This window comes from Pseudomonas sp. P4_C4, from assembly GCF_056402055.1.
Genome location: NZ_JBFUID010000050.1, coordinates 1 through 24,903, shown reverse-complemented (window position 1 = coordinate 24,903; position 24,903 = coordinate 1). Strand labels below are relative to the sequence as shown.

Genomic DNA, 24,903 nt, shown 5'->3' with positions numbered 1-24,903 from the left:
ACGGAATATTTCGGCCTGTAACAAGATATTTTTATTCACCATCCAGTTACTAAACGTTCTAACCCCTTCAATATCCACATGTTTTCAAAGGGCAACTACAGGAACCAGCGATACTCCCGCGCGCTGATGTCATGCAGAAATGCCAGATGATCCTGACGCTTGTTTTCGCAGTAGACGTCCACGAACTCCGCCCCCAAGCCTTCGCGCAGCACTGAATGACTTTGCATGGCCTGCACCGCTTCGAGCATTTCCAACGGAAAATCGATGCCACTGCTGCGGTCTTCGTTGAGCGGTGCAATCGGCTCGCGCTCCCCTTCCAGGCCTTGCTCCAACCCCACCAGAATCGCCGCCAACGCCAGATAGGGGTTGGCATCGGCGCCCGCCAGGCGATGTTCAATGCGCAGGTTCTTGATGTCCGACTCCGGAATGCGCAAGCAGGCATCGCGATCCTCGAAGCCCCAACTGGCGCGGGACGCGACGTTCACCGTGGCGCTCAAGCGGCGCATGGCGTTGTGGTTCGGAGCAAAGATCGGCATGCAGTGCGGCAACACCTCCAGGCATCCGGCCACCGCATGGCGCAGCGCCCGCTGGCCGTTCGCCGCCAGCAGGTTGTTGCCGGCCTGGTCATACAGGCTGACATGCACGTGCATGCCGCTGCCGGGGTGCTGCAGGTAGGGTTTGGCCATGAAGCTGGCGCGGTAGTTGTGCTTGAGCGCCACGCCCCGGGTACTGCGGCAGAACAGGGCGGCCCAGTCGGCGGCACGCAGGCCGTCATCGCAATGGCCGAAGTTGATTTCGAACTGCCCCGGGCCGAGTTCGGCGGTAATCACCGTGGCATCGATGCCTTGGGCTCGCGCGGTCTCGACCATTTCATCGAGTACCGGGGCGAAGCGCGACAAGCGTTCGATGTGCATGTTCGGCTGATCGTCGGCATCACCGGTCAACGCATCACGGGGGAACTGCGGCAAGCCGTCCTTCAGGTGACTGTCGAACAGGTAAAACTCCAGCTCGAAGGCCACCACCGGATGAATGCCCTTGCGCTTGAGCCGTTGCAGCACCTGCGCCAGCACTTCACGGGGTTCGAATTCGATGGGTTTTTCCGTGCCGTCGGAGGTGATCAGCATCTGGCCCAAGGGCTGTTTTTCCCAGCTCACCAGCTTCAGCGTGCCGGGCACCAAACGGCGCAGCGCGTCCGGGTCACCATCGTTGAAGCAGTAATCACCGATCTTGAACAGCCCGCCCTGGGTGCCGAGCAGCACGCAGTTTTGCGGCAGCTTCAGTGCACTGCCGGCAGCGACTTTTTCCAGCATCTCGATCGGGTAGCGCTTGCCGTAGAAATGCCCTGGAATATCCAGGGAGATCAGGTCGACGTAACGCACTTCGGGGTTGCAGTGGCGGAAGTTGCGAACCTCGGCCAGCAGATCAGAGCACACAGCATCCATCGATTTGTTCCTTGTCGTTATCAGGTGTAAACCCAAAGCACGCGGGTCAGTTGGTCGGACCGGTTGCCGTAGCGGCAGTGCGCATGGCTGGCCAGTTGAAAGCTGTCGCCGGGATGCAGGGTCACCGGTTCGTTGTCGCCGAGCCATAGGGTCAACTGCCCTTCCAGGACGTAACCGCCCTGCTCCGAGCTGTCCTTCATGTGTCGGTCACCGCTGCTGGCGCCGGGTTCGAGCTGGCTTTCGAGCATCGAAAAGGACGCGCGCATTTTTGGCGAAACGAGGATGTCGGTGATGCCGTCGGCGTAGTACAGCGTGCGGCGCTCGTCCGGGCGGGTGACCCAGGACAAGGCCATGGGTTTGGGCAGGCTGTAGAAATAGGTGGTCGGCACGCCGAGGGTTTCGCTGATGGCGGTCAAGTCCGCTACCGTCGGGCGCGACAGGCCGCGCTCGACCTGGGACAGAAAACCCACGGAGCGACCGATTTTGTCCGCCAGTTCCTTCAGGGTGTACTTTTTGTGTTTGCGCAGGTCCTGGATCAGGATCGCCAGCGCCGAGATTTCTTCTTGCATGTCCATCTTGAGGCTTCCAGAAAGTGTCGCTTCAAATGCTGTCGCGCAGTCGATACCAGGCCTTGCCGATGGCTTCCAGCGGCGCGGCCAGGTATTTGCCGCCGGGAAAACTGCCGTTGTTCAGGCCCTGGTACAGGGACAACTCGTCGGGCTGACCGAGGATCGCGTCGGACACCGCCCGCGCCGCGGCCAGTGTCGGCAACACGCCATGCCCGGAATACCCCTGCATCCAGTAAAGATCGCCGCGCCGTCCGATATCCGGCGTGCGTTTGAGGGTCAGATCAATGTGTCCGCCCCAGGCAAACTCCAGATCGACGCCGGTGAGTTGCGGGAACACGCGCTCCAGGAACGGCCGGGTCGCCGCGGCGATGTCCTTCGGCATCCCGCCCAGGTAAGTGCAACCACCGCCGAACAGCAGGCGGTTGTCCGGGGTGCGGCGGAAATAATCGAGCACGAACTGGTTGTCGGTCACGCATACATTGCTCGGCAGCAGCGCCGTGGCCTGGTCCTTGGTGAGCGGCGCAGTCGCGACCTGATAGGTCCCGACCGGCAACACGCAACTCGCCAGTTGCGGGTCGAGCCGGTCGAGGTAGGCGTTGCACGCCAGCACCAGCACATTGGCACGAATACGACCGCGCTCGGTGGTCACCACAAACCCGTCGCCCTCCTCGCCATAGCTCAGCGCCTTGCTTTGCTCGTGGATGCGGCCACCGGCGCGCTCGATTGCATCGGCAAGGCCGAGGGCCAGTTTCAGCGGGTTCAAATGCCCGCCTTCGGGATCGAACAGGCCGGCCTGATAACGCTCGCTGGCAACCCACTGCGGCAAATCGCTGCGCTCGATCAATTGCAGTTTGTCGTGGCCCCACTTGTGGCTGGCCTCGTGTTGCCACTCCGTCAGCAGTCCGACCCGACGCGGCATCACCGAAGTCCAGAGATGGCCGGCGCGGTAGTCGCAATCGAACCCATGGCGGCCGGGCAAATCACGCAACTCGCGTGCGGCCCAACGCATGCCGTCCCACAGTCGCCGCGCCCGTTCGTAACCCAGCGCCGCTTCCAACGGTGGCATGTCGCACGACCAACCGAGAATCGCCTGCCCGCCATTGCGCCCCGAAGCGGCCCAGGCCACCCGGCTGGCTTTGAGCAAGGTCACGCGCTTGCCGGCCAGCGCCAGGCGCAAAGCCGTGTGCAAACCACTGAAACCGGCCCCGATGATCAGCACTTCGGTGTCTTGCTCACCCTCCAGTGCGGCTCGATTGACCAGACGATCGGCGCAGGTGTGGGCGTAATAGCTGGCAACGTGTTGGTCGGACTGCTGAAACATGCAAGCCTCATGAAATTTTCTATTTATAATTTCATGAAAAAATACACGGTAAATTTCACGCAGGCAAATGGCGCGCAAAAAAAACCGGATGCACACCAGACATCCGGTTTTTTCTCGATTCGGCGAAAAACGGTCGGCGACCGATTTTCACTCTCTCGCGCTTACAAGCAATCACGCACGATTTTGCGCAGGTCGCCGGACTTGGCCCAAGGTGGCCCCTGATACAGCGATATCCGGCTGCCGTCCTTGTACTTCACGATATCCAGCACTTCGTCAGCCGTGATCACGCTGGGCGCGGTGATGCGGTATCCGTTGGATATCGAAACCTGGGTGGTATTCGCTACTTCCTTTTGCCAGGCCGGCAAAACGCACGCCGCATACTCTTTTGGCGCCTTCGTGCTGTGCTTGCTGACATTCGGCTCGCCCGGTACCAGCGACGCCGGCAACGAACACCCGGCCAGCAATGCCAGAGCGACTCCCCCCATCAACATCCGCATGCTGCTTCCTCAAATTCGAAAAAAGAAAATGTAGCTTGCCGTCGTCCTTACATCCAGCCCCAACGATTCAGCGACAGTCATTGATATCGCTTCCCTCGTTTAGTTCCTTGCGTTCGGATAAGCCATCCATCTTTCTTGGGCAGGACAGCGTATTTTCTCGTTCACTTTCAATTCCCGACCAAAGGAAACCCCGCTGATTCAGACGAACACAACATCCGGCCCGGTAAACAGGTCTAAAATTCCGGAGTGAAGAGTTCAGGAGGTCGTCATGTGGCTTAACGAATCGGAACAGGAACTTCGGCGTGATCTGCAAGGGCTTGCGTCAGATTTGCGCTGGTCGGCTGTGGAGCTGTTGCGCATCGAGCAGCAATTGCGCCTGCTCGGGAACGACGTCGACGCACAAGCCGTTCAGAAACTGTGTGCTTTGTTTCAGGGTGATGAAGCAAAACTGTCCGGCTATGCCGAGGAAGTGAAAGCCAAGGTCATTAGCCGCAACAAGGCTCAATAGCGGGAGCGCTGCCATGAACAGGCCTCTATTCACGCTGGTCGTCGCACTGACCGCGTTGGCAGGCTGCAGCACCAACTCGATCTACCAGGAGCAGCCGCTGGTTGCGAAAGTCGACACCGGCATGAGCCAGGAGCAAGTCCGGCAAATCGGCGGCCAGCCCTTGGCGGTCACTGATCGTACCGTCGAACCCGGTACGTGCTTTGACTACAAACTGACTCAGTCCGGCCATCAACAAACTTACAATGTCAGCTTTGACGGCCGGGGCATGGTCGACCACAAAAGCTTTATGACGTGCGCGGAATGGAGCCACATGCAACAAAAGGCCCGAGAACCCTCCCGCCCCAGCGGAGGCGGCGGCTACTAGCGCCCTTAAGGACTTTGTAGGAGCGAGCTTGCTCGCGATGGTCGTCAACGAAGACGATGTAAGCCTGACACCCCGCGATGCACTCAGGTTCATCGCGAGCAAGCTCGCTCCTACAAGAGATTACCGGAGAACCGGGGCCTCGGGCTGGACTTCACTTTGCTTGATGGCTACGCGCAGGCCTGCCAGCACGAGCCCTGTAGCCGGGCAGCGACGCGGCAAACGCCAGTGCTTCTTCCCGACTGTCAAATGAAGCCAGTCGGTCACCCTGGGTACATACCCGCCAGGGGCCGTTGCTCACTCTGAGTACCTCATAGCCATTCATGTGCATTTTGTTCAGCATCGGAACGCTCATAGTCACCTCCTCCTGGGCAGTGATATCAGGTTGACTTGCTTACCTTACACCCACCCTTCTCCAAAATACCGACCAGACATCGCCATGAAGATTCCCGAATCCGGTTGCACTTGGACCCTAACCCTTGGCCAACGCCGTCGCTGCCCTGTCGATCAAGGCCGCCACTTCGGCGGGCATCGACGCCAGGGACGCATGGCTGGCAGTCAAGGTCAGAATCTCCCGGGCGTTCAGCCGCTCAGCCATCCATTGCTGGTTTTGTGGAGCGATCATCCGGTCCCCGGTCGAAATCTGATACCACGATGGTTTTTTCTTCCAGGCCACCGTGCCAATAGTGTCACCGAAGGTACTCGCCAGCGGCGCTTTCTGGGTGAGGCCCATGACCAACCCTTCGGTCGCCGGCAGGTCCTGACAGAAGCTTTCGTGATAGAGCTCTGGCTTGACCCACAGGTAACCGTCGCTATCGGGCGCCAGGTTGGCCGCCGCCGCTGGCAGATGCCGTTGGGTAATGCCACCGGGGCTTTCACCAGCGTCCGGCGCAAATGCGGCGATATACACCAGGCCCACCACATTCGGCAAATCACCCGCTTCAGTGATCACCGCACCGCCATAGGAATGCCCCACCAGCAGCACCGGCCCCGGCACCTGGGCGACCATCTTGCGCGTACGCTCGGCATCCTCGGCCAGCGAAGTCAGCGGTAACTCGACGGCACGAATGTTCGTGTCACCCCGGCTGAGCAATTTGACGATGACCTTGTTCCAGTGGGCAGCGCCGCCCCAAAAACCATGGACCAGCACGATCGTGGGTTTGTCACTCATCACCATGACTCCGTTGTTTGCGGATGGGGTTGTCTGTCGCTCGCCTCAGCCCTGATCGCCGCCGCCCACGGGCATGACCATGCCGGTGATATAGGACGCTTCGTCGCTGGCCAGAAACAGAATAGCCCCCGCCTGCTCATCCAGGGTGCCGTAGCGTTTCATCAAACTGCTGTCGAGGGTCTGGTCGACGATCTGCTGGTACCAGAGCTTTTCCTGCTCGCTCTGCTCGGCACCGTTGCGGGGTATGCGTCGCGGCGGTGCTTCGGTGCCGCCAGGTGCAGTGGCGTTGACCCGCACGCCACGACCGGCGGTTTCGAATGCCAGACAAGCGGTCAATGCATTCACCCCGCCTTTTGCCGCGCCATAGGGCACGCGGTTGAGGCTGCGGGTGGCGATGGAGGATACGTTGACGATCGCCCCGCTGCCCTGCTCCAGCATGAACGGCAGCGCGGCATGGCAACACCACAAGGTCGGGAACAGCGAACGGCGAACCTCGGCCTCGATCTGCGAGGCTTCATAGTGCTCGAACGGCTTGGCCCAGATCGTCCCGCCGACGTTATTGACCAGCACGTCGAGGCGATCGAAGCGCTCGACGGCGGTTTGCATCACCCGACAGCATTCCTCGTATTGTTCAAGGTCGGCGGTCAGGGCTAATACCTGGGTGGTCGCAGCCAGTTGTTGCTGCACTTCGAATACCAGGTCGGAGCGATCCACCAGGATCAGCTTCGCCCCTTCGGCGGCCATACGCTCGGCCACCCGTCGCCCGATGCCTTGGGCAGCGCCGGTGATCAGTGCGACTTTTTCTTGAAATCTGTTCATGTGTACCTCATGACGAAAATTGGCACCCCGGACGAAACAAGGCCTGTGGGAGCGAGCTTGCTCGCGATGGGGCCGGAACATTCAGCATTGATGTTGCCTGGCAGGACGCTATCGCGAGCAAGCTCGCTCCCACATTGGGTCTTTGCCAACACCGGGAGTTCGTGCACGACTCAAGCCGCGCTGGCAGCAAACTTTTCGTAGTAGAAGTTGGCCGGTGCGATGCCTTGTTCGCGGATGAACTGGCTGACGGCCTCGACCATCGGCGGCGGGCCGCACAGGTAAACGTCGACGTCGCCATCGTTCAAATGCTTTGGCTCGATGTGCTGGGTCACGTAGCCCTTGAGCGGGTGCTGACTCTCGGGGCTGGCGACGCAAGCGCTGAAGGTGAAGTTGGGGATGCGCGCGGCGAAGGCTTCGAGGCGGTCGACTTCCACCAGGTCGAAATCGTGGGTCACGCCGTAGATCAGATGCAGCGGATGATCGCTGCCCTGCTCGGCGATCTTCTCCAGCATCGCGGTGAACGGGGCCAGCCCGGTGCCACCGGCCAACAGCAACAGCGGCCGACGGATGTCGCGCAGGTAAAAGCTGCCCAAGGGACCTGCCAGGCTCATGCTGTCACCGGCCTTGGCCATGCCGGTCAGGAAACTGCTCATCAAGCCACCGGGCACGTTGCGGATCAGGAAGCTGACCTCGCCGTCGCGCTGCAACGAGCTGAACGAATAGGCACGGGTCTGCTCGCTGCCGGGGATCCCCAGGTTCACATATTGCCCCGGCAGGAACGCCAGCTTGCTCAAGGCCTCGCCCTTGATCGACAGCGCGATGGTGCTGTCGGACAACTGGCGCACGGCGCTGATGGTCGCGTCGTAGCAGGCCTGACGGGTGCGGCAAACCTGCGAGGAGGTCGGTACGCGCACCACGCAATCGCTTTGGGCGCGCATCTGGCAGGTCAGGACAAAACCCTGCTCGGCCTCTTCAGGGCTGAGGGCGTCTTCGATGTACTCCTCACCCAAGTCGTAGGTGCCGGCTTCGGCAAAACACTTGCAGGTGCCGCAAGCGCCGTCGCGGCAGTCCAGCGGAATATTGATGCCTTGGCGGTACGCGGCATCGGCCACCGTTTCGCCGGCATTGGCGTCGATGAATCGGGTGACGCCGTCTTCAAAGTTGAATGCAATGGAATGGGTCATGACGGCCGCCTCACAGGTGGTAAACATCGATGACCTGACGAACGTAGTCGTTCTTCAGGATCACTTTCTTGGCCTTGATCAACGGGTTTTCACCGCGCACATCGAGGGTGTAGAAACTGCTGCCGAAATAGCTGTCGACGGTCTTGTAGCGAAAACTCAGGGTGTGCCAGTTGAAGCGCACCTTGCACAGTCCGTCGGCCTGTTCGAGCAGCTCGATGTTGCTGATGTTGTGGGAGGTGCGGGTGTCCGGCACGCTGGCGCTGGAGCGCTCGGTCTTGATGCGAAAGATGCGGTCTTCAAGGCCCGTGCGGTTGCCGTACCAGATCAGCGAGATTTCCCGCTGCGGGTCCTCGGTCAATTCGTCGTTGTCGTCCCAGGACGGCATCCAGTACGTCGCGTCGGGGGCGTACATTTCAAGCCATTCGTCCCACTGCCGGTCGTCGAGGTAGCGCGCTTCGCGGTAGAGGAAATCGCGCACGCTGTCGTAGGTGATGGTCATTGCACGTCCTCCACGGCGATCAGCTTCGACTGCTCGGCCGCCAGGGCCTTGAGCATGGTCTGCTGCCAGTATTTGTGTTGCAGCACGAACAGGCCTTCGTCTTCGGTGCGTACGCCGCTGAGCAGCGGGTGCAGGTCGATCTCTTTGGCGGCCTCGTCAGCGCCTTCGATCCAGTGCTCGGCACCACGGGACATGTCGTTCCAGGTGGTGACGCTGCCCTGATAGCTGGTCTGGCAGGAACGGAATTCCTCCAGGTCGTCCGGCGTGGCCATGCCACTGACGTTGAAGAAATCCTCGTACTGGCGAATGCGGCTGGAACGGGCGTGGTCGCTCTCGCCTTTCGGGGCGATGCAGTAGATGGTGATTTCCGTGCGATTGACCGAGATCGGCCGGGCGATGCGGACCTGCGAGCTGAACTGGTCCATCAGGTACACGTTGGGGTACAGGCACAGATTGCGCGAATTCTCGATCATCCAGTCGGCGCGGGCCTTGCCGAAGTCTTGCGCCAGTTCGTCGCGACGCTCGTACAGCGGACGGTCTTCCGGGTTGGCCCAGCGGGTCCAGAGCAGCATGTGGCCCTTGTCGAAGGAATAGAAACCACCACCCTGCTTGGCCCAGCTGCCGGCGCTCATGGTCGGATTGCTGTCGCCGGCCTCGCGCTGCTTGCGCTGGTTCTGGGTGGCCGCGTAGTTCCAGTGCACGGAGCTGACGTGGTAGCCGTCGGCGCCGTTTTCGGCGGTGAGTTTCCAGTTGCCTTCGTAGATGTAGCTCGAAGAACCCCGCAGCACTTCCAGGCCATCAGGCGACTGGTCGACGATCATGTCGATAATCTTCGCCGACTCGCCCAGGTGTTCAACCAGTGGCAAAACGTCGGCTTTCAGGCTGCCGAACAGGAAGCCACGATAGGACTCGAAACGCGCAACCTTGGTCAGGTCGTGGGAGCCTTCGCAGTTGAAGCTCGCCGGGTAACCGGCGTTGGCCGGGTCCTTGACCTTGAGCAGCTTGCCGGAGTTGTTGAAGGTCCAGCCGTGGAACGGGCAGGTGTAGGAGCTCTTGTTGCCGGACTTGTGCCGGCACAGGGTCGCGCCGCGATGGCTGCAGGCGTTGATGAAGGCATTGAGCACACCGTCCTTGTTGCGCGCGATGAAGATCGACTGGCGCCCCATGGTGGTGGTGTAGAAATCGTTGATGTTGGGGATCTGGCTTTCGTGGGCCAGGTACAGCCAGTTGCCTTCGAAGATGTGTTCCATCTCCAGGTCGAACAACCGGGGGTCGGTGAACATCTCGCGCTTGCAGCGATAGAGGCCCTGCTCGGGATCGTCTTCAAGCAGGGAATGCAAATATTCAGGTCGCAGGGTCATGGCCGCCGCCTCCATTGTTATTGTTCAGGCAGGGCCATGCTAGGACGGGGGGTCAGGCTGGAGTATCCGCGGGGTGCAGACCTTTATCCGTTTTGTGCAGTCACTGGTGGTGTGTCAGGCGCCATCAATGGTGAATGTGCCGACCCCATCGTCGGAACGCCGCCCGGAGCAAGCTCGCTCCCACAGGAGCGAAGAAATCCCTGTGGGAGCGAGCTTGCTCGCGATGGCGCCAGACCAGACAACATCAAACTTGAAGGTCTCAATGCCGACGCTTGAGGGTATCGGACGGCAATTCGCCGAACTGCTTGCGATAGCTGTCGGAGAACCGGCCCAGGTGCAGGAAGCCGTAATCCATCGCCACTTCGGTGACGTTGCGCACGTTGCAGGTCGGGTCGCTGAGGCAGGCGTTGATGCGTTCCAGGCGTTTCTGGCGCTGGTAGTTTTTCGGCGTAAGGCCGGCATTGCGCTCGAACAGTCCGTACAACGAGCGCAGGCTCATGTGCGCCTGGCGCGCCAGTGCTTCGCTGTCGATGTCCTGCTTGAGGTTATTGGCGATGTAATCGGCAATCGCCTCGAAGGTGGCGGTCTGCGAGCCCGGTTCGAGGCGGCAGACATTGGTTTTCATCAGGCTGAGCATCTTGCTGACGATGATCTGCGTGTAATGCTCCTGCACCCTGGGGATCTGCTCGGTGGATTCAGCCTCCTGGCAGATCATCGCCAACAGGTTGACGAAACCTTCCAGTTCATTGAGCTGATAACGGTTTTCCAGAAACCGCACGCCCTGCCGCGGATAGCGCCAGCGCTGCTCATCGCAGACCGATTCGAACAAGCGGGTCGGGACTTTGAGGATGAATTTTTCGCAATCGGCGGAGTACGTCAGGTCCACCGGATCATCGGGATTGATCAGCAGCAATTCGCCGGGAGCGAAGTAATGTTCCTGGCCGTGGCCACGCCACAGGCAATTGCCGCGCAGCAGCACTTGCAGGTGATAAATGCTGTCCAGCGCACCGGACGTCACGCGCACGCTGGCACCGTAGCTGATGCGGCACAAGTCGAGGCTGGCGAACTTGCGATGATCAAGGCTGGCCAGCGGACTGCCGGCGCGGGGCATGAGAATGCAGTGGTTGCCGACGTGCTGATTGACGTAGCCCGACACCGCATAAGGGTCGGCATGGTCGAATACTCTGCTGCGCTGACTCAACAGTTGAGCTTGCATCATCGGGTCACTCTGATTGTTGTTATGAGTTGCTTCAGTTCATTCTAGAACCGAAACACTTGTAGGAGCGAGCTTGCTCTCGATGGACTTGAGAACGCCACGTTTAGCCAGCAAACACGCGTCATCGTTAACGACCATCGCGAGCAAGCTCGCTCCTACAGGATTTTGCGATCAGTCTTCCAGTGCGCGAACCCGCTCGTGGCGCTGCTGCTCTTCAGGCTGGGCGGTCGACTGCAAGGTGAAGTCGAACTCGATTTCGGCAAAGCGACCGCTCACACCATGGGCCGCCGCGCGCTGCTGATCGTCACTGAAGGTGATCCTGGCGATCAATTCGTCACGGGTGGCGTAGGCAAAATCGTCGTGCAGGTACTGATCGCCGTCGAGGTTGATCTGGGTGGTCAGGTGGCGATGATCCGGCGCGGAAATGAAGAAGTGCACGTGCGCCGGACGCTGGCCATGACGGCCCAGTTGATCGAGCAGTTGCTGGGTCGGACCGTCCGGTGGGCAGCCGTAGCCCGACGGCACGATGCTACGCAAACGATAGCGGCCTTCGGCGTCGGTCACGATGCGGCGGCGCAGGTTGAATTCCGATTGCGTGGTATCGAAGTACGAGTAGGTGCCACCGGTATTGGCGTGCCAGACGTCGACCACGGCGCCAGCCAAAGGTTCGCCAGCTGTGTTGAACACGCGGCCTTGCATGAACAGGGTCACGCCCGGATCGACGCCATCGTCGAGTCGCGCTTCGCCTTGCGACAGCGGCGCACCGGCCACGTACAGCGGGCCTTCGATGGTGCGCGGCGTGCCGCCGGACTTACCGGCCTGTTCGTCTTCGGCGTCCATCAACAGGTCGAGGTAATGCTCCAGCCCGACACCGGCCACCAGCAGCCCGGCTTCCTGGCGCGCGCCCAGCACGTTGAGGTAGTTGACGGCTTTCCAGAATTCTTCCGGGGTCACGGCCAGGTCTTCGATGATGTTCACCGAATCACGCAGGATGCGGTACACCAGCGCCTTGGTTCGTGGGTTGCCGGCGTCGTTGAGCAGGCCGCTGGCTTCTTCGAGAAATTTCTGGACTTCGGCAGTGTGGGAAATCTTGACGTTCATTCTGGGTTCCTCATCTTGTAATTATTAGCGTAGCGCGCTGAACAGGCTGGACTCAGCGGTCATCGTCACGGATGGAAGAAGGATGCCGGCACATCGCGTCGATCTCGATGGCCATGTACGGAAACAGTGGCAATTGCATCAGCAGGTCATGCAGCTCCTGAACGCTGTCGACATCGAACACGCTGTAATTGGCGTAGTGCCCGGCGATGCGCCACAGGTGGCGCCACTTGCCCTGCTCTTGCAGGCGCTGGGCCAGGGCTTTTTCGTCAGCCTTGAGTTTGGTTGCCGCTTGCGGATTCATGTCGACCGGCAGGTTCACGGTCATTTTTACGTGGAACAGCATAATGCTCTCCTCAGGCTCGATGAATGGTCTTGTCGCGGCGGAAGAACGCCAGGCGCTCTTCATCCAGGCTCAGGCCCAGACCCGGTGTATTCGGCACGTGCAGTTCAAAATCGCGGTACACCAGCGGTTCGCTGAGAATGTCTTCGGTCAGCAGCAACGGGCCGAACAGCTCGGTGTCCCACGCCAGTTTGTTCAGCGTGACGAAGGCATGGGCCGAGGCCATGGTGCCCAAGCCACCTTCAAGCATGGTGCCGCCGTACAGGGCGATGCCGGCTGCTTCGGCGATGGAGGCGGTACGCAATACAGCGCGTGGGCCACCGTTCTTGGCGATTTTCAGGGCGAACACCGAGGCCGCGCCTTCGCGGGCCAGGTTGAACGCATCTTCCACGCATTCGATGGATTCGTCGGCCATGATCGGCGCCGGGCTCATGGCGTTCAGGCGAGCCATGCCGGCGCGGTTGTTGCGCGAGATCGGCTGTTCGATCAGGTCGATGCCGTTGGTGCCGAGGATCCGGCAGGCGCGAATCGCGACCGCTTCGTCCCAGGCCTGATTGACGTCGACCCGCACACTGGCGCGGTCACCCAGGGCCTTCTTGATGGCGATGACGTGGGCCAGGTCGCGGTTGACCTCACCGGCGCCGATCTTCAGTTTGAAGATGCGATGGCGACGCAGGTCGAGCATTTTTTCCGCTTCGGCGATGTCTTTCTCGGTGTCGCCGCTGGCCAGGGTCCAGGCCACGGGCAGCGCGTCGCGAACACGGCCGCCGAGCAATTCGCTGACCGGCAGGCCGAGGCGTTTACCCAGGGCATCGAGCAGTGCGGTTTCAATACCGGATTTGGCGAAGGTGTTGCCGCGGATGCTGCGCTCCAGGCGCAACATGGCAGCGTTGACGTTGTTGCTGTCCTGGCCGATCAACAGCGGTGCGAAGTGCGTGTCGATGTTGGTCTTGATGCTGTCCGGGCTTTCATTGCCGTAGGCCAGGCCACCGATGGTGGTGGATTCGCCGATGCCTTCGATGCCGTCGGCGCAACGCACACGAATGATCACCAGGGTCTGGTTCTGCATGGTGTGCATCGCCAGCTTGTGCGGGCGGATGGTCGGCAGATCGACGATGATCGTCTCGATCGACTCAATGGCTGTTGCAAGCATTTCGATACCCGTCAGGTTCTTGAAGTTCTGGAATCGATTCTCGTACGGCTTTTTTCGCGATGCCAATATAGAATTGGTCTGACTTGATACCTTAAAGGTATGCAACTGATCAGCATCTGGAGGCTCCATGGAATTGCGTCACCTGCGTTATTTCCAGGTATTGGCTCAAACCCTCAACTTCACCCGCGCCGCAGAGCTGCTGCACATCGCCCAACCGCCCCTGAGCCGGCAGATCCAGCAACTGGAGGACGAACTGGGGGTGATGCTGCTGGAGCGCGGCCGACCGCTGAAGCTGACCGACGCCGGGCGGTTTTTCCATGAGCACTCCACCGCCCTGCTCGAACAACTGAACAAGGTCTGCGACAACACGCGGCGTATCGGGCTGGGTGAGAAAACCTGGCTGGGGATCGGCTTTGCGCCATCGACACTGTATGGCGTGCTGCCGGAACTGATCCGCCGCTTGCGCAGCGGCGAGCCGCTGGAGCTTGAACTGGGGCTGTCGGAAATGACCACGTTGCAACAGGTGCAGGCGCTCAAGGCCGGGCGCATCGACATCGGTTTCGGCCGGATCCGCATCGACGATCCGGCCATCGTCCAGACCGTGCTCACCGAAGACCGCCTGGTCGCCGCCCTGCCCGCCGGGCATCCGCTGCTCGCCGGTCCCATCAGCCTGCGGGAGCTGGCAAAGGAACCCTTTGTGCTGTACCCCGGCAACCCACGGCCGAGTTACGCCGACCATGTGATTGCCCTGTTTGAGTCCTATGGCGTGCGCATCCACGTCGCGCAATGGACCAACGAGCTGCAAACGGCGATCGGCCTGGTGGGGGCAGGCATCGGGGTCACGCTGGTGCCCGCCTCGGTGCAGTTGCTGCACCGCGACGACATCGGTTTCACACCATTGCTGGAAGACAACGCCACCTCGCCGATCATTCTCAGCCGACGGGTGGGCGATGTGTCGCCGGGGTTGAACCATTGTTTGCGGATGATAGATGAGCTGCTGCCACCGGCAATTTAAGGCAGTAAATACCTGTGTCGAGGGAGCTTGTCGGAACCCCGCGCCGCCCCGCTGGGCTGCGTAGCGGCCCTATCTGCACGTTTTCTAATGGGCGTTCCCGCCCCAGATCCAATTCCAGAACCCCGGCAACTCGACCGGCTGCGAAACGTCGCGCACGGTTCGCGCCATGGCAGCCCGCAGCAATGCGGCCTGATCCTCGTAAAACGGCTTGTCCGCGGTTTTCACCCCGGTCTCCCGGGCGCTGTCGAGCAGAATCTGCAGGTATTCGCGGGTATGCCGGGCGGTATAACGGTTGAGGTCGTGGAAGGTCACCACCACCGGAATCACCCCATCGACCACCGGCAGTTCGCCGCGGGCAATGCGTTCGCGGACTTCGGACATCGAACGCAGCATGTGCGACCGGCGCCGGGGGCTGGCGTTGAAGCCCCAGATTTTGCCGTCATTGGCGCTCAAGTCCGTCAACAGCACATGCAGGCCATGCCGCTGATAAGCGGCGAAGGTGCGTTTGTCGTAGTTCCAGAATGGCGGGCGCAGCAAGGTTGGGGGTGCGCCGGTGATCGCCGCGATGTCGGCGCTGCCATCGGTCAGGGAATGCTCCAGCTCCTGGGGCTCCAGCGAGCGATGATTGGTGTGCCAGGGCGTGGCGGTGTGGAAGCCCAGGATATGACCTTCGGCGTGTTCGCGGCGCATGATGTCCCGGCCCAGCTCGCTGCCGCCAGCCCGCGGTGCGCGGGTTTGCACGAAGAACACGGCTTTGATGCCCGGTTGCAGTGGGTTTTGCGCCAGGCTCTCGAGCACCGTCACGGTCGGGTTCCACCAGCTCGATGCACTGGGACCGTCATCGAAGGTCAGCAGAAAGCGGATGGGGGGTTGCTCGTGCAAACGCTGCTCGGTCTGCGCAGTCATTTCGATCGGTGCTGCGATGCACCCCAGCAGACCCACTGCCAAGGCGCACACCGTTAAACACTTGAACAACTGTTTCATCTTTTGCCTTGGGTCAGACCATCAAGTCGATACTTCAATTGGCAGGAATCCTTCGCCCGTTCATCCGTCGTCAGCCCGCATCGAGACGGCGGGCCGAGGTTGGATAAGGTACACAGAGTTTGGTTCCAGTGCTTGCCAAGCCCGTTTCGTCGCCACCAACTAAACTGAAAAAAATGCTCAACCAGAGTGTCAGGTCATGTGCGGACGACTGTCGCAATACCGCGGGATTCACGACTTCGTGGCGGTGCTGAGCATCCCCGACGCGCTGATCAACCACGTCGGCAACGAACCCCTGGCGCACTATAACGCCGCGCCCACCACGCAACTCGCCCTGTTGCACCTGGAGAATGATCGGCTGCACGCCGATGCCGTGCGCTGGGGTTGGCGACCGCACTGGGCGACGGATCGCACGGAGCCGGTCAATGCCCGGGTCGAGAAAGTCGCCCACGGCCCGTACTTCCGGGCGATCTGGCCCCATCGCGCGATTTGCCCGATTGATAACTGGTTCGAATGGGTCGACGCCGGTGACGGCAACAAACAACCGTGGTTGATCCGGCGACGCAATCGGGCGCCGGTTTTCTGCGCGGCGATCGGTCAATACCCCATCGGCGGAGCCCCTCACAGGGAGCACGACGGTTTCGTCATCCTGACGGCCGACAGCGCCGGTGGCATGCTCGATGTGCATGACCGGCGACCGGTGGTGTTCTCCCCCGAGCTGGCGCGGGAATGGCTGGACCCGGCCACGCCCAAGGAACGAGCCGAGGAAATGGCGTTATCCCAGGGCGAGGTCAGTGAGGTATTTGAGTGGTACAAGGTCGATAGGGCCGTTGGCAATGTCAGGAACCAGGGCGCCGCGCTGATTAAAGAAATTCCATGAACCTATCAATAACGACAAAGCCCCACTCAGAAGGCGCAATGCTGTTCACTGTAGGAGCGAGCTTGCTCGCGATGGTCGTTAACGATAACGCGTGTTTACTGGCTAAACGCGGCGCCCTTGAATCCATCGCGAGCAAGCTCGCTCCTACAGATGTATTGGCGTGCCGGTCAGAACTTGCGGTCAGGCTCTGACAATTCCTTACCGTCGTCAGGATGCTTCCAGTCCGGTACCGAACGCTTCTGCTGTTCAATCTCTTCTTCCGTGGGTTCGTCCTCGTCTTCTTCCAGGTCCGGTTGCTTGGGTTCATTGGCCATGTTCACCTCGCTTCCTGAAGGGATCGGTCATCAATTTCAAGTTTAGATCAGTTCCCCTGCCCCGCTCAAAACCACCAGCGCAACAAAAAGAAGAAGCCCATGCTCAACAGCATGCTGAGCAACGTATTACGCGTGTAAAGCACCAGAGCGACCGCCACCAGTGAGCTGATCAGATAGGGATTGTCCCAGTGCAGGTTCAGCTGTTTTTCCGGCATGAACACAATCGGCCCACAGATCGCAGTCAACATGCCTGGCACGGCAAACCCGAGGAACTGCCGGGCGTTGCTGCTCAAGCGCACCGGCAGCCGCGGTTCCAGAAAAACGTAGCGGTTGAGGAACACCAACACGCCCATTCCGACAATCACTGCCCAGACCATCATGTGCGTCCACCGTAGAATTTATTGCAGACAAACCCGGCGGTCATGCCCGCCAGCCCCGACAGCACCAGCGCCGAGCCCCATTGCCAGTAACTGAACAACACCGAGCAGAACAGCGACACCGCCACGCACACTACGGTTGGCACGTTGCGTACCACCGGCGTGATCAGGGCAATGAAGGTGGCCGCGATGGAGAAGTCCAGGCCCAGGTGTTCAAGGCCCGGAATGCTGCTGCCAAGGACGATGCCTGCCAGGGTGAACAGGTTCCAGGCGATGTAGAACGTCAGGCCCACGCCCAGGGCGTACCAACGGTTGAACTGCTGTTTGTCGTGCTGGCTGGTCAAGGCGAACAGCTCATCGGTGAGCAAGAACCCCAGCCCTGCACGCCAGCGCCCCGGCAATGGCGAAATCACCGAGCGCATGCTCATCCCGTAGAGCAGATGCTGGGAGGTCAGCAGCAACGTGGTGAGCAAGATCGAAAAAATCCCGGCCCCCCCCTTGAGCATGCCGATGGCCACCAGTTGCGCGGCACCGGCAAACACAATACTCGACAGGCCCTGGCCTTGCAGGGGCGTGAGGTTGGCTTCGATGGCCATGGAACCAGCCAGCAAGCCCCAGGGCGCGGTGGCCAGGGACAACGGCATGATCGCTGCGGCGCCGCGCAAAAAAGCACTGCGCGGCATGATTGAGTTGGACATAACGCTCTACAGACAGGGAAAGACCCGGGACTTTGCCAGCAGTCGCGGCCGAAGGCTTGAACAATCTTGCTCACTGATACGACTGTGTGCCATTCATCGGCTGCCCGCTTGATTCACCAAAGTGGTAACAACATGATGGCGCTGCATTTTCATCGAGGCAGGCCCTTCATGAGTTCAGTCGAAACCGACAGCGACGTTTATAAAACCCTGCTTGAGTCGACCCGGGCGATTCCCTGGCGCATCGACTGGAAAACCATGACCTTCAGCTACATCGGGCCGCAGATCGAGCAATTGCTCGGCTGGAAACAGGACAGCTGGCTTTCGGTCAATGACTGGATCGAGCGCATGCATCCGGATGACCGCGACTATGTGATGGACTTCTGCGTCTCGCAATCGCGCGCCGGTATCGATCACGAAGCCGACTATCGCGCACTCACCGAAAGCGGCGGGTACGTGTGGATCCGCGATGTGGTGCACGTGGTGCGCAAGGACGGCGAAGTCGAGGCGCTGGTGGGTTTCATGTTCGACATCAGCGAGCGCAAGAAAACCGAAGAACACCTGATCCGCCTGCAAAAACAACTCGAAGAGTATTCCTTCCAGGACGGCCTGACCGGCATCGCCAACCGGCGCATGTTCGACACCGTGCTGGAGCGCGAGTGGAACCACGCCCAGCGCACCGGTTTGCCATTGTCGGTGATCGTGCTGGATATCGATTACTTCAAGCAGTACAACGACCATTACGGCCACATCAAGGGCGATGAATGCCTGCGCCGCGTCGCGCAAACCTTGTCCCTGGCGGCCAATCGGCCACGGGATTTCATCGCGCGGATCGGTGGTGAAGAATTCGTCTGGCTGCTGCCGGAAACCGATGCCGAATCCGCCAGGCTGGTGGCGCACAAGTGCCTGCACCTGATTCGCCAGCAGCAGATTCCCCATGAGTTTTCCGGGGTGTCGAACCTGCTGAGCGTCAGCCTCGGTGTCGGCACCACCGGTGTTTCGGTGCATGCGACGGCGCTGGAGTTCGTCGGACAGGTCGATCTGTTGCTCTACAAGGCCAAGCACAATGGTCGGATGCGCGCCGAGTTCGCTGATTTTCGTGATTGACAAACGGCGCTCCGGGTTTTAAAACTGGGCGCCTCACTCAGGGTGTAAGCAAGTATGTCCGCAACCTTCAACCTCAACACTTCCGTCATTGGCTTGATTGCCAAGGCGCAAGGTTGCGTTGCGCACGCCCTCAAATCGAAGAAACAGTCGCTCATGTGACCGGGGCGCGCTGTCCCGTCAGATGAGCTGACAGGACATTGAGCGCGACGGACCACCCTCCCCTTGCTTACTCTCCTTCCACGCTCCTGACGGTGACGAAATCGGTCAACCATCAGGAGAAAGTGCATGTCAGCGTTTCAAGGTATCTGGGTTCCACTGGTCACACCGTTCCACAACGGCGCCATCGATTTCGTCGGTTTGCGCCGGCTGGTCAACCATCTGCTGGAAAAAGGTGTCGACGGCCTCATCGTTTGCGGCACCACCGGCGAACCGGCGGCGATGGGCAAACATGAGCAACTGGCGGTGCTCGATGCGGTGCTGGAGCTGGTGCCGGCGCAGCGGGTGGTCATGGGCCTGGCCGGTAACAACCTGATCGAGTTGTTGCAGTTCCAGAGCGAGATCCTCAAGCGCCCGGTGGCTGGCCTGCTGGTGCCGGCGCCGTATTACATCCGCCCCTCCCAGGCGGGCCTCGAAGCGTTTTTCCGCACGGTCGCCGATGCCTCCAGCGTTCCGCTGATTCTCTACGACATCCCTTACCGTACCGGCGTTGCCTTCGAACAGGCGACCCTGCTCAACATCGTCACCCACGAGCGCATCGTCGCCATCAAGGATTGCGGCGGTAATTTTTTGAACACCCTCGCCTTGCTCAACAGCGGCCATGTCGACGTGCTGTGCGGCGAAGACAACCAGATCTTCAATGCCCTGTGCCTGGGCGCCAAAGGTGCGATTGCCGCATCGGCGCATGTCCATCCCGAACTGTTCGTGCAGTTGCACCGGCAGATCCGCGACAACCAATTGGCTGAAGGCCGCGCCACGTTTTTCCGTTTGCTGCCGCTGATCAACAGCCTGTTCCTGGAGCCCAACCCGGCCCCGGTGAAAACCGCGCTGGCCCTGGAAGGCTTGATCGGTGACGAACTGCGCGCACCGATGCAACGCAGTAGTGAATCGATGACTGAGCGTTTGAAGGGCGTGCTAAGGGCGTTGGATCGCGACAATCGATAGAGCGCCCGCCACCGGCCCGAGTACCATGGAGCGATTCGTTCAGCCTTCAGGGGCACCGACATGCTGTACCGAATCGCCGCCGATGGACTGATGCTGTTTCACCTGTTGTTCATTGTGTTTGTGTTGTTCGGCGGGTTGCTGGTGCTCAAATGGCGCCACCTGATCTGGTGGCATCCGCCCGCTGCGCTGTGGGGTATGGCGGTGGAATTCTTCCACCTGCCCTGCCCGCTGACCGACTGGGAAAACCGCATGCGTCATGGGGCCGGGCAAACCGGCTATGGCGGTGGATTCATCGAGCATTACATTTGGCCGGTGATTTACCCGGCCGGGCTGACACCCGGCATTCAGTTGGGATTGGGCGCCGTGGTGTTGCTGATCAACGTGCTGATCTATCTTCGGTTGATCAAGCGATGGGCAGCCTGAATCTTCAACCTGCCTGACGGTCGCGCCCTGGCCATCCGACTGGTTCAAGGAACGGATCGGGTTGCCTGACGCCCGACGCTCAATTGGCAATCACGCTCATGTTCCGCCCACTGGCCTTGGCCACGTACAGCGCCTTGTCTGCCGCACCGATCAGGTCTTCGGGACGGACCTGGGAATCGGCATTGCTGGCACACACGCCGACGCTGACGGTCACGGTGCCTTGCGGGCTGTCGCTGTGGGCAATGTCGGCCTGTAGCACCGCGCGGCGGATTTTCTCCGCCACCAGAAATGCCCCCACGTAATCGGAGCCAGGCAGCACCACGGCGAACTCTTCGCCACCATAACGGGCGGCCAGGTCACCGGGGCGCTTGATGTTGTCCGTGATGATCGCGCTGACCTTGCGCAAACACTCATCACCGGCCAGGTGGCCGTAGCGGTCGTTGAACGGTTTGAAATGATCGACATCGATCATCAGCAGCGCCAACTCGGCCTGGCTGCGTCGGGCGCGCCCCATTTCGGCATCGATGAAAGCGTCGAGCTGACGCCGGTTGGCCAGCCCCGTCAGCGCGTCCTTGAGGGCCAGGCCCTCGAGGTTGCGATTGACCTCCAGGAGCTTGTCCTGGGTGTCCAGCAACTCGACCTGCACCAGATTCTGCTGCTTCATCAGCTTGATAAGCCGCAACCCCAGCACCCCGAGAAAACTCAGCAACAGCGTGACGATGCAGACGCTGAGCAGGGTTTCCCGGCGCCAACTGGCCAGCACTTCATCCTTGTTCAGCGCGGTAAAAACGATCAGCGGATAACCCTCGACCCGGCGGTACCCCGTCACCCGCTCGACACCGTCGACAATCGACCTGATCGTGGCCATGCCCCCGTCGCCCTTGGGCAACAACTGGGTGAACAATGGGCTCTTGGCGAGGCTGGTGCCGATATCCGTCTCCTTGAAGGGTCTGCGGATGACAATGCTGGCATTGTCGGCGATCAGGTTGATCACCCCGTTACTGCCCATGTCGATGCTGTCGTAGAGTTGCAGGAAATGGCTGAGGTAAATCGACGCCAGCGCCACGCCGGCAAAGCTGCCATCGGGATGATTGACCCGGCGCGAAACCGTCATGATCCATTCACCGCTCGAACGGCTCTTGATCGACGGCCCGATGTGCGGCCCACGGCTGGGATTATCGCGATGGAAGATGAAGTATTCGCGGTCGGAATTGTTGACGCCGGTCTGGCCGGCGCCATTGGAGTTGGCGATCCACTGCCCTTTTTCGTCGTAAACGAACAGGCCGTGGAGCTGGCTCAACTCACGGCGCTGGACGTTGAGCAGTTGTGGCAGCCGGGATTGATCCACACCTTCGTGCTCCAGCCGATCGACCAGGGTGAACAGCAGCGTGTCGGCCTGCTTGATCGTTGCCTGCGCTTGCGAGGCCAGGGTCTGCGCAAGGTTGGACATCGCCACTTCCTTGTCATGCAGCAGGTACTGGCGTGAACTCCAGACCTCCCAGATCACGATAGCCATCATCGACAGGCACACCGCCGCCAGCAGGATCACCGCCGAACGGACTTTGAGTCGGGGCACGGCTGGCCGGAGCATTTCAATATGATCGTTGATCGACGGATGTCGCATGGTGCTCCCTGATTGTCTGTGACAGGGCGAGTCTTCCTGATCGCCGCTTTTGCTCACTATGCCTGCTACAGGCTCGCAATGATGTTAGCGCGCCGCCTGCTTTACCGCCTCCAGCCACGCCGGATCCAGGCGCGTCTGCCCGGTATCGATGCCCAGCGCTTGCATCCGTTCCTTGTGCTGATCCATTTCGCGGATCAACTGGCCGTGGTCGCTGGAGTTGCCATCGAGCTGATGCATCTGGTTCAACCCCAAATGGTAGAAACGCAACAGCTTCATGGCAACCGGATCACCCTGTTCCACGGCCGCCGTTACATGATGCATGACATTGGTGATGCTCATCAGGCTGCGCTTGAGTTGCCAACTATAGACCGCCGGCGCCATCCATTCCTGGCGCCAGAACACTTTGCGCATCAGCGCCGCCATCGCCAGCACCGCAACAAACACGCCACCGACGTTGAAGGGCAGATTATCGCCCCCAGCCTCGCCGAACAGAGCCACCGCCGCCGTGGACAGAATCATCGCCAGCGCCAGAAAGATCAGGGCAATGATGACCGTGCTGCGCCGCGTCTGTTGCCGGTAGGTGTCGGCGTTCATCGGCTGGATTTCGAACATTGCGTCGGGTTTCCTGAGCTTCAATGGTAAAAAGGGGTCCGGGACAAAAAGACAGCGGGCCATTATCACCTCTGCGAGGGATTTAGCTATGCTGGGGGTCCTTTTCATCTTTTCATCGTCAAGCGAGGGACGTGGCGAGACCACACAGTTCGTGCCATCTTCTTTCATGAATACACATTATTCGGATGCCATTCGTGGTTGCTGTATGAATGACATCGTTTTAAGGATCATTGAATGACCCAACGCCAAGTTATCAACGCCTCCGTCAGCCCCAAAGGCAGCCTGGAAACGCTCTCGCAACGGGAAGTCCAGCAATTGAGCGAAGCCGGTTCCGGCAGCACCTACACCCTCTTCCGCCAGTGCGCCCTGGCCATCCTCAACACTGGCGCCCATGTCGACAACGCCAAGACCATTCTTGAAGCCTATAAAGATTTTGAGATCCGCATTCACCAACAGGACCGCGGCGTACGCCTGGAACTGCTGAACGCTCCGGCCGACGCCTTCGTTGACGGCGAAATGATCGCCAGCACCCGCGAAATGCTGTTCAGCGCCCTGCGTGACATCGTCTACACCGAAAACGAACTCGACAGCCAACGCATCGACCTGAGCAGCTCCCAGGGCATCAGCGACTACGTCTTCCACCTGCTGCGCAACGCCCGCACCCTGCGTCCCGGCGTCGAGCCGAAGATCGTGGTGTGCTGGGGCGGGCACTCGATCAACACCGAAGAATACAAATACACCAAGAAAGTCGGCCATGAACTGGGCCTGCGCAGCCTGGACATCTGCACCGGTTGCGGCCCCGGCGTGATGAAAGGCCCGATGAAAGGCGCGACCATCGCCCACGCCAAGCAACGCATCCACGGCGGCCGCTACCTGGGCCTGACTGAACCCGGAATCATCGCCGCCGAAGCGCCGAACCCGATCGTCAACGAACTGGTGATCCTGCCGGACATCGAAAAACGCCTGGAAGCCTTCGTCCGCGTCGGCCACGGCATCATCATCTTCCCGGGCGGCGCCGGGACGGCCGAGGAGTTCCTGTACCTGCTCGGCATCCTGATGCACCCGGGCAATGAAGGCCTGCCCTTCCCGGTCATCCTCACAGGGCCGAAACATGCCGCGCCGTACCTGGAACAACTGGACGCGTTCGTCGGCGCCACCCTGGGCGACGCCGCCAAGCTGCACTACCAGATCATCATCGATGACCCGGCCGAAGTGGCCCGCCAGATGACCCAGGGCCTCAAGGCGGTCAAGCAGTTCCGTCGCGAGCGCAACGATGCGTTTCACTTCAACTGGCTGTTGAAAATCGACGAAGGCTTCCAGCGCCCGTTCGACCCGACCCACGAAAACATGGCCAACCTGAAGCTGAGCCTCGACCTGCCGTCCCACGAACTGGCGGCCAACCTGCGCCGCGCGTTCTCCGGCATCGTCGCCGGCAACGTCAAGGACAAGGGCATCCGCCTGATCGAAGAGCACGGGCCCTACCAGATCCGTGGCGACGCCGCGATCATGCAGCCGCTGGACCTGCTGCTCAAAGCCTTCGTCGCCCAGCACCGCATGAAACTGCCGGGTGGGGCGGCGTATGTGCCGTGTTATCGCGTGGTGGCGTAGCCAATCTGGTCCACACGCTGTGGTGAGGGGAGCTTGCCCTCTCACCACAATGGATCACCACATCCTGACAAACACAAATTCCTGTGGCGAGGGAGCAAGCTCCCTCGCCACATTGGTGGTGTGAGCCAGAGGACTATTCGTCGGCTGTCGGACCGTCATCGCGAGCAAGCTCGCTCCCACAGGGACCGGGGACATCCGTAAAACTCTGGTCGGCTATCAGGCCGCCATCGCGAGCAGTCTCGCTCCCACAGTTGGGCCGGGTACATGTGAAAGAGCTTGGTCGGCTGTCAGGCCGCCTTCGCGGGCAAGCCAGCTCCCACAGAAAAACAAAGGCAGTTCGGCGTACACCCACGCTCCTCACCACTCATCAGGCCGAGCGTTAGCTCGCCTGCAGCTCTTGATCTTGATCCACCCGCCCCCTCGGGAGGCTGAGTGGAGGTATTTATCCGGGGATGGGCGCGCAGCGCCGTTCGACGCAGTCGAACTCATTGCATGTAGGTCGAAGCGAAGCCGACCGGAGGGCAATGCCCCCGGATGAATACCGGAGCGAAGGAACCCCGAGCC

At 60.6% G+C, this 24,903-nt stretch carries 28 protein-coding genes; 8 read left to right on the top strand and 20 right to left on the bottom strand.

Annotated elements, in window-relative coordinates:
• Positions 1 to 95 precede the first annotated feature (95 nt).
• The 4 genes from AC1DXW_RS22960 to AC1DXW_RS22945 form a co-directional block, all read right to left on the bottom strand.
• Positions 96 to 1,442 carry a glutamine synthetase family protein gene (locus tag AC1DXW_RS22960; protein ID WP_477753857.1) on the bottom strand — a complete coding sequence of 449 codons (1,347 nt, stop codon included), beginning with the start codon at positions 1,440 to 1,442 and terminating at the stop codon, positions 96 to 98.
• A 20-nt stretch (positions 1,443 to 1,462) separates the two neighbouring features.
• A complete protein-coding gene (locus AC1DXW_RS22955; RefSeq protein WP_477753858.1) occupies positions 1,463 to 2,017 on the bottom strand; it encodes a helix-turn-helix domain-containing protein in 555 nt (184 codons plus the stop codon).
• Between the two features lie 25 nt (positions 2,018 to 2,042).
• Positions 2,043 to 3,332, bottom strand: coding sequence for an NAD(P)/FAD-dependent oxidoreductase (locus AC1DXW_RS22950; RefSeq protein ID WP_477753859.1), 1,290 nt, complete (start codon positions 3,330 to 3,332; stop codon positions 2,043 to 2,045).
• A gap of 161 nt (positions 3,333 to 3,493) precedes the next feature.
• Positions 3,494 to 3,829 (bottom strand): hypothetical protein, encoded by a 336-nt coding sequence (locus tag AC1DXW_RS22945; protein WP_477760487.1) that lies wholly within the window; start codon positions 3,827 to 3,829, stop codon positions 3,494 to 3,496.
• Positions 3,830 to 4,097: 268 nt separating this feature from the next.
• Between AC1DXW_RS22945 and AC1DXW_RS22940 the strand changes: the two genes are divergently transcribed.
• Positions 4,098 to 4,337: a hypothetical protein gene (locus AC1DXW_RS22940; protein WP_477753861.1), complete on the top strand. Its 240-nt coding sequence runs from the start codon at positions 4,098 to 4,100 to the stop codon at positions 4,335 to 4,337.
• Positions 4,338 to 4,350: 13 nt separating this feature from the next.
• The gene (gene osmE, locus AC1DXW_RS22935; RefSeq protein WP_477753862.1) at positions 4,351 to 4,701 is read left to right on the top strand and encodes an osmotically-inducible lipoprotein OsmE; all 351 of its coding nucleotides are present in this window, start codon (positions 4,351 to 4,353) and stop codon (positions 4,699 to 4,701) included.
• Between the two features lie 151 nt (positions 4,702 to 4,852).
• Here osmE and AC1DXW_RS22930 read toward each other — a convergent pair whose 3' ends face one another.
• From AC1DXW_RS22930 to AC1DXW_RS22885, 10 genes are all read right to left on the bottom strand, one after another.
• A complete protein-coding gene (locus AC1DXW_RS22930) occupies positions 4,853 to 5,053 on the bottom strand; it encodes a DUF2188 domain-containing protein (protein ID WP_477753863.1) in 201 nt (66 codons plus the stop codon).
• A 117-nt stretch (positions 5,054 to 5,170) separates the two neighbouring features.
• Positions 5,171 to 5,869 carry an alpha/beta hydrolase gene (locus tag AC1DXW_RS22925; RefSeq protein WP_477753864.1) on the bottom strand — a complete coding sequence of 233 codons (699 nt, stop codon included), beginning with the start codon at positions 5,867 to 5,869 and terminating at the stop codon, positions 5,171 to 5,173.
• Positions 5,870 to 5,914: 45 nt separating this feature from the next.
• A complete protein-coding gene (locus AC1DXW_RS22920; protein WP_477753865.1) occupies positions 5,915 to 6,688 on the bottom strand; it encodes a 1,6-dihydroxycyclohexa-2,4-diene-1-carboxylate dehydrogenase in 774 nt (257 codons plus the stop codon).
• Positions 6,689 to 6,858: 170 nt separating this feature from the next.
• Positions 6,859 to 7,872 (bottom strand): benzoate 1,2-dioxygenase electron transfer component BenC, encoded by a 1,014-nt coding sequence (benC, locus tag AC1DXW_RS22915; RefSeq protein WP_477753866.1) that lies wholly within the window; start codon positions 7,870 to 7,872, stop codon positions 6,859 to 6,861.
• Between the two features lie 10 nt (positions 7,873 to 7,882).
• Positions 7,883 to 8,371, bottom strand: a complete 489-nt coding sequence (benB, locus tag AC1DXW_RS22910; RefSeq protein ID WP_477760486.1) for a benzoate 1,2-dioxygenase small subunit — start codon at positions 8,369 to 8,371, stop codon at positions 7,883 to 7,885.
• Positions 8,368 to 9,732: a benzoate 1,2-dioxygenase large subunit gene (gene benA, locus AC1DXW_RS22905; protein WP_477760485.1), complete on the bottom strand. Its 1,365-nt coding sequence runs from the start codon at positions 9,730 to 9,732 to the stop codon at positions 8,368 to 8,370. Before benA ends, benB begins: the two co-directional genes overlap by 4 nt.
• Before the next feature lie 259 nt (positions 9,733 to 9,991).
• Entirely contained in the window at positions 9,992 to 10,951 is a 960-nt protein-coding gene (locus tag AC1DXW_RS22900; RefSeq protein ID WP_477753869.1) for an AraC family transcriptional regulator, read from the bottom strand.
• Between the two features lie 168 nt (positions 10,952 to 11,119).
• A complete protein-coding gene (gene catA / locus AC1DXW_RS22895) occupies positions 11,120 to 12,049 on the bottom strand; it encodes a catechol 1,2-dioxygenase (RefSeq protein WP_477753870.1) in 930 nt (309 codons plus the stop codon).
• A gap of 52 nt (positions 12,050 to 12,101) precedes the next feature.
• Positions 12,102 to 12,392, bottom strand: coding sequence for a muconolactone Delta-isomerase (gene catC / locus AC1DXW_RS22890; protein ID WP_477753871.1), 291 nt, complete (start codon positions 12,390 to 12,392; stop codon positions 12,102 to 12,104).
• A gap of 10 nt (positions 12,393 to 12,402) precedes the next feature.
• A complete protein-coding gene (locus tag AC1DXW_RS22885; RefSeq protein ID WP_477760484.1) occupies positions 12,403 to 13,542 on the bottom strand; it encodes a muconate cycloisomerase family protein in 1,140 nt (379 codons plus the stop codon).
• 127 nt (positions 13,543 to 13,669) lie between these two features.
• On the opposite strand from AC1DXW_RS22885, the gene AC1DXW_RS22880 reads away from it, so the two are divergent.
• A complete protein-coding gene (locus AC1DXW_RS22880; protein WP_477753873.1) occupies positions 13,670 to 14,557 on the top strand; it encodes a LysR family transcriptional regulator in 888 nt (295 codons plus the stop codon).
• Between the two features lie 84 nt (positions 14,558 to 14,641).
• Here AC1DXW_RS22880 and AC1DXW_RS22875 read toward each other — a convergent pair whose 3' ends face one another.
• The gene (locus AC1DXW_RS22875) at positions 14,642 to 15,541 is read right to left on the bottom strand and encodes a polysaccharide deacetylase family protein (protein WP_477760483.1); all 900 of its coding nucleotides are present in this window, start codon (positions 15,539 to 15,541) and stop codon (positions 14,642 to 14,644) included.
• A gap of 196 nt (positions 15,542 to 15,737) precedes the next feature.
• Here AC1DXW_RS22875 and AC1DXW_RS22870 point away from each other — a divergent pair, with 196 nt between their 5' ends.
• Positions 15,738 to 16,418 carry an SOS response-associated peptidase family protein gene (locus AC1DXW_RS22870; RefSeq protein WP_477753875.1) on the top strand — a complete coding sequence of 227 codons (681 nt, stop codon included), beginning with the start codon at positions 15,738 to 15,740 and terminating at the stop codon, positions 16,416 to 16,418.
• A 167-nt stretch (positions 16,419 to 16,585) separates the two neighbouring features.
• On the opposite strand, the gene AC1DXW_RS22865 is transcribed toward AC1DXW_RS22870, so the two are convergent.
• The 3 genes from AC1DXW_RS22865 to AC1DXW_RS22855 all read right to left on the bottom strand — a co-directional run bounded on the left by AC1DXW_RS22865 (position 16,586) and on the right by AC1DXW_RS22855 (position 17,807).
• The gene (locus tag AC1DXW_RS22865; protein ID WP_008051909.1) at positions 16,586 to 16,732 is read right to left on the bottom strand and encodes a hypothetical protein; all 147 of its coding nucleotides are present in this window, start codon (positions 16,730 to 16,732) and stop codon (positions 16,586 to 16,588) included.
• A 65-nt stretch (positions 16,733 to 16,797) separates the two neighbouring features.
• Entirely contained in the window at positions 16,798 to 17,109 is a 312-nt protein-coding gene (locus tag AC1DXW_RS22860; RefSeq protein ID WP_177413237.1) for an AzlD domain-containing protein, read from the bottom strand.
• Positions 17,109 to 17,807 (bottom strand): AzlC family ABC transporter permease, encoded by a 699-nt coding sequence (locus tag AC1DXW_RS22855; protein ID WP_007978998.1) that lies wholly within the window; start codon positions 17,805 to 17,807, stop codon positions 17,109 to 17,111. The genes AC1DXW_RS22860 and AC1DXW_RS22855 overlap by 1 nt, the downstream gene beginning before the upstream one ends.
• A 168-nt stretch (positions 17,808 to 17,975) precedes the next feature.
• Between AC1DXW_RS22855 and AC1DXW_RS22850 the strand changes: the two genes are divergently transcribed.
• The 3 genes from AC1DXW_RS22850 (at position 17,976) to AC1DXW_RS22840 (ending at position 20,495) form a co-directional block, all read left to right on the top strand.
• Complete coding sequence (locus AC1DXW_RS22850; protein WP_477753876.1) at positions 17,976 to 18,911, top strand: GGDEF domain-containing protein; 936 nt, start codon at positions 17,976 to 17,978, stop codon at positions 18,909 to 18,911.
• Between the two features lie 285 nt (positions 18,912 to 19,196).
• Positions 19,197 to 20,072, top strand: coding sequence for a 4-hydroxy-tetrahydrodipicolinate synthase (gene dapA / locus AC1DXW_RS22845; protein ID WP_477753877.1), 876 nt, complete (start codon positions 19,197 to 19,199; stop codon positions 20,070 to 20,072).
• Between the two features lie 60 nt (positions 20,073 to 20,132).
• Positions 20,133 to 20,495, top strand: a complete 363-nt coding sequence (locus AC1DXW_RS22840; protein ID WP_477753878.1) for a DUF2784 domain-containing protein — start codon at positions 20,133 to 20,135, stop codon at positions 20,493 to 20,495.
• Positions 20,496 to 20,574: 79 nt separating this feature from the next.
• Here AC1DXW_RS22840 and AC1DXW_RS22835 read toward each other — a convergent pair whose 3' ends face one another.
• The gene (locus tag AC1DXW_RS22835) at positions 20,575 to 22,119 is read right to left on the bottom strand and encodes a sensor domain-containing diguanylate cyclase (RefSeq protein WP_477753879.1); all 1,545 of its coding nucleotides are present in this window, start codon (positions 22,117 to 22,119) and stop codon (positions 20,575 to 20,577) included.
• 84 nt (positions 22,120 to 22,203) lie between these two features.
• Entirely contained in the window at positions 22,204 to 22,731 is a 528-nt protein-coding gene (locus AC1DXW_RS22830; RefSeq protein ID WP_477753880.1) for a DUF3087 family protein, read from the bottom strand.
• Positions 22,732 to 22,965: 234 nt separating this feature from the next.
• On the opposite strand from AC1DXW_RS22830, the gene ppnN reads away from it, so the two are divergent.
• Positions 22,966 to 24,339 (top strand): nucleotide 5'-monophosphate nucleosidase PpnN, encoded by a 1,374-nt coding sequence (gene ppnN / locus AC1DXW_RS22825; protein WP_477753881.1) that lies wholly within the window; start codon positions 22,966 to 22,968, stop codon positions 24,337 to 24,339.
• Positions 24,340 to 24,903 lie beyond the last annotated feature (564 nt).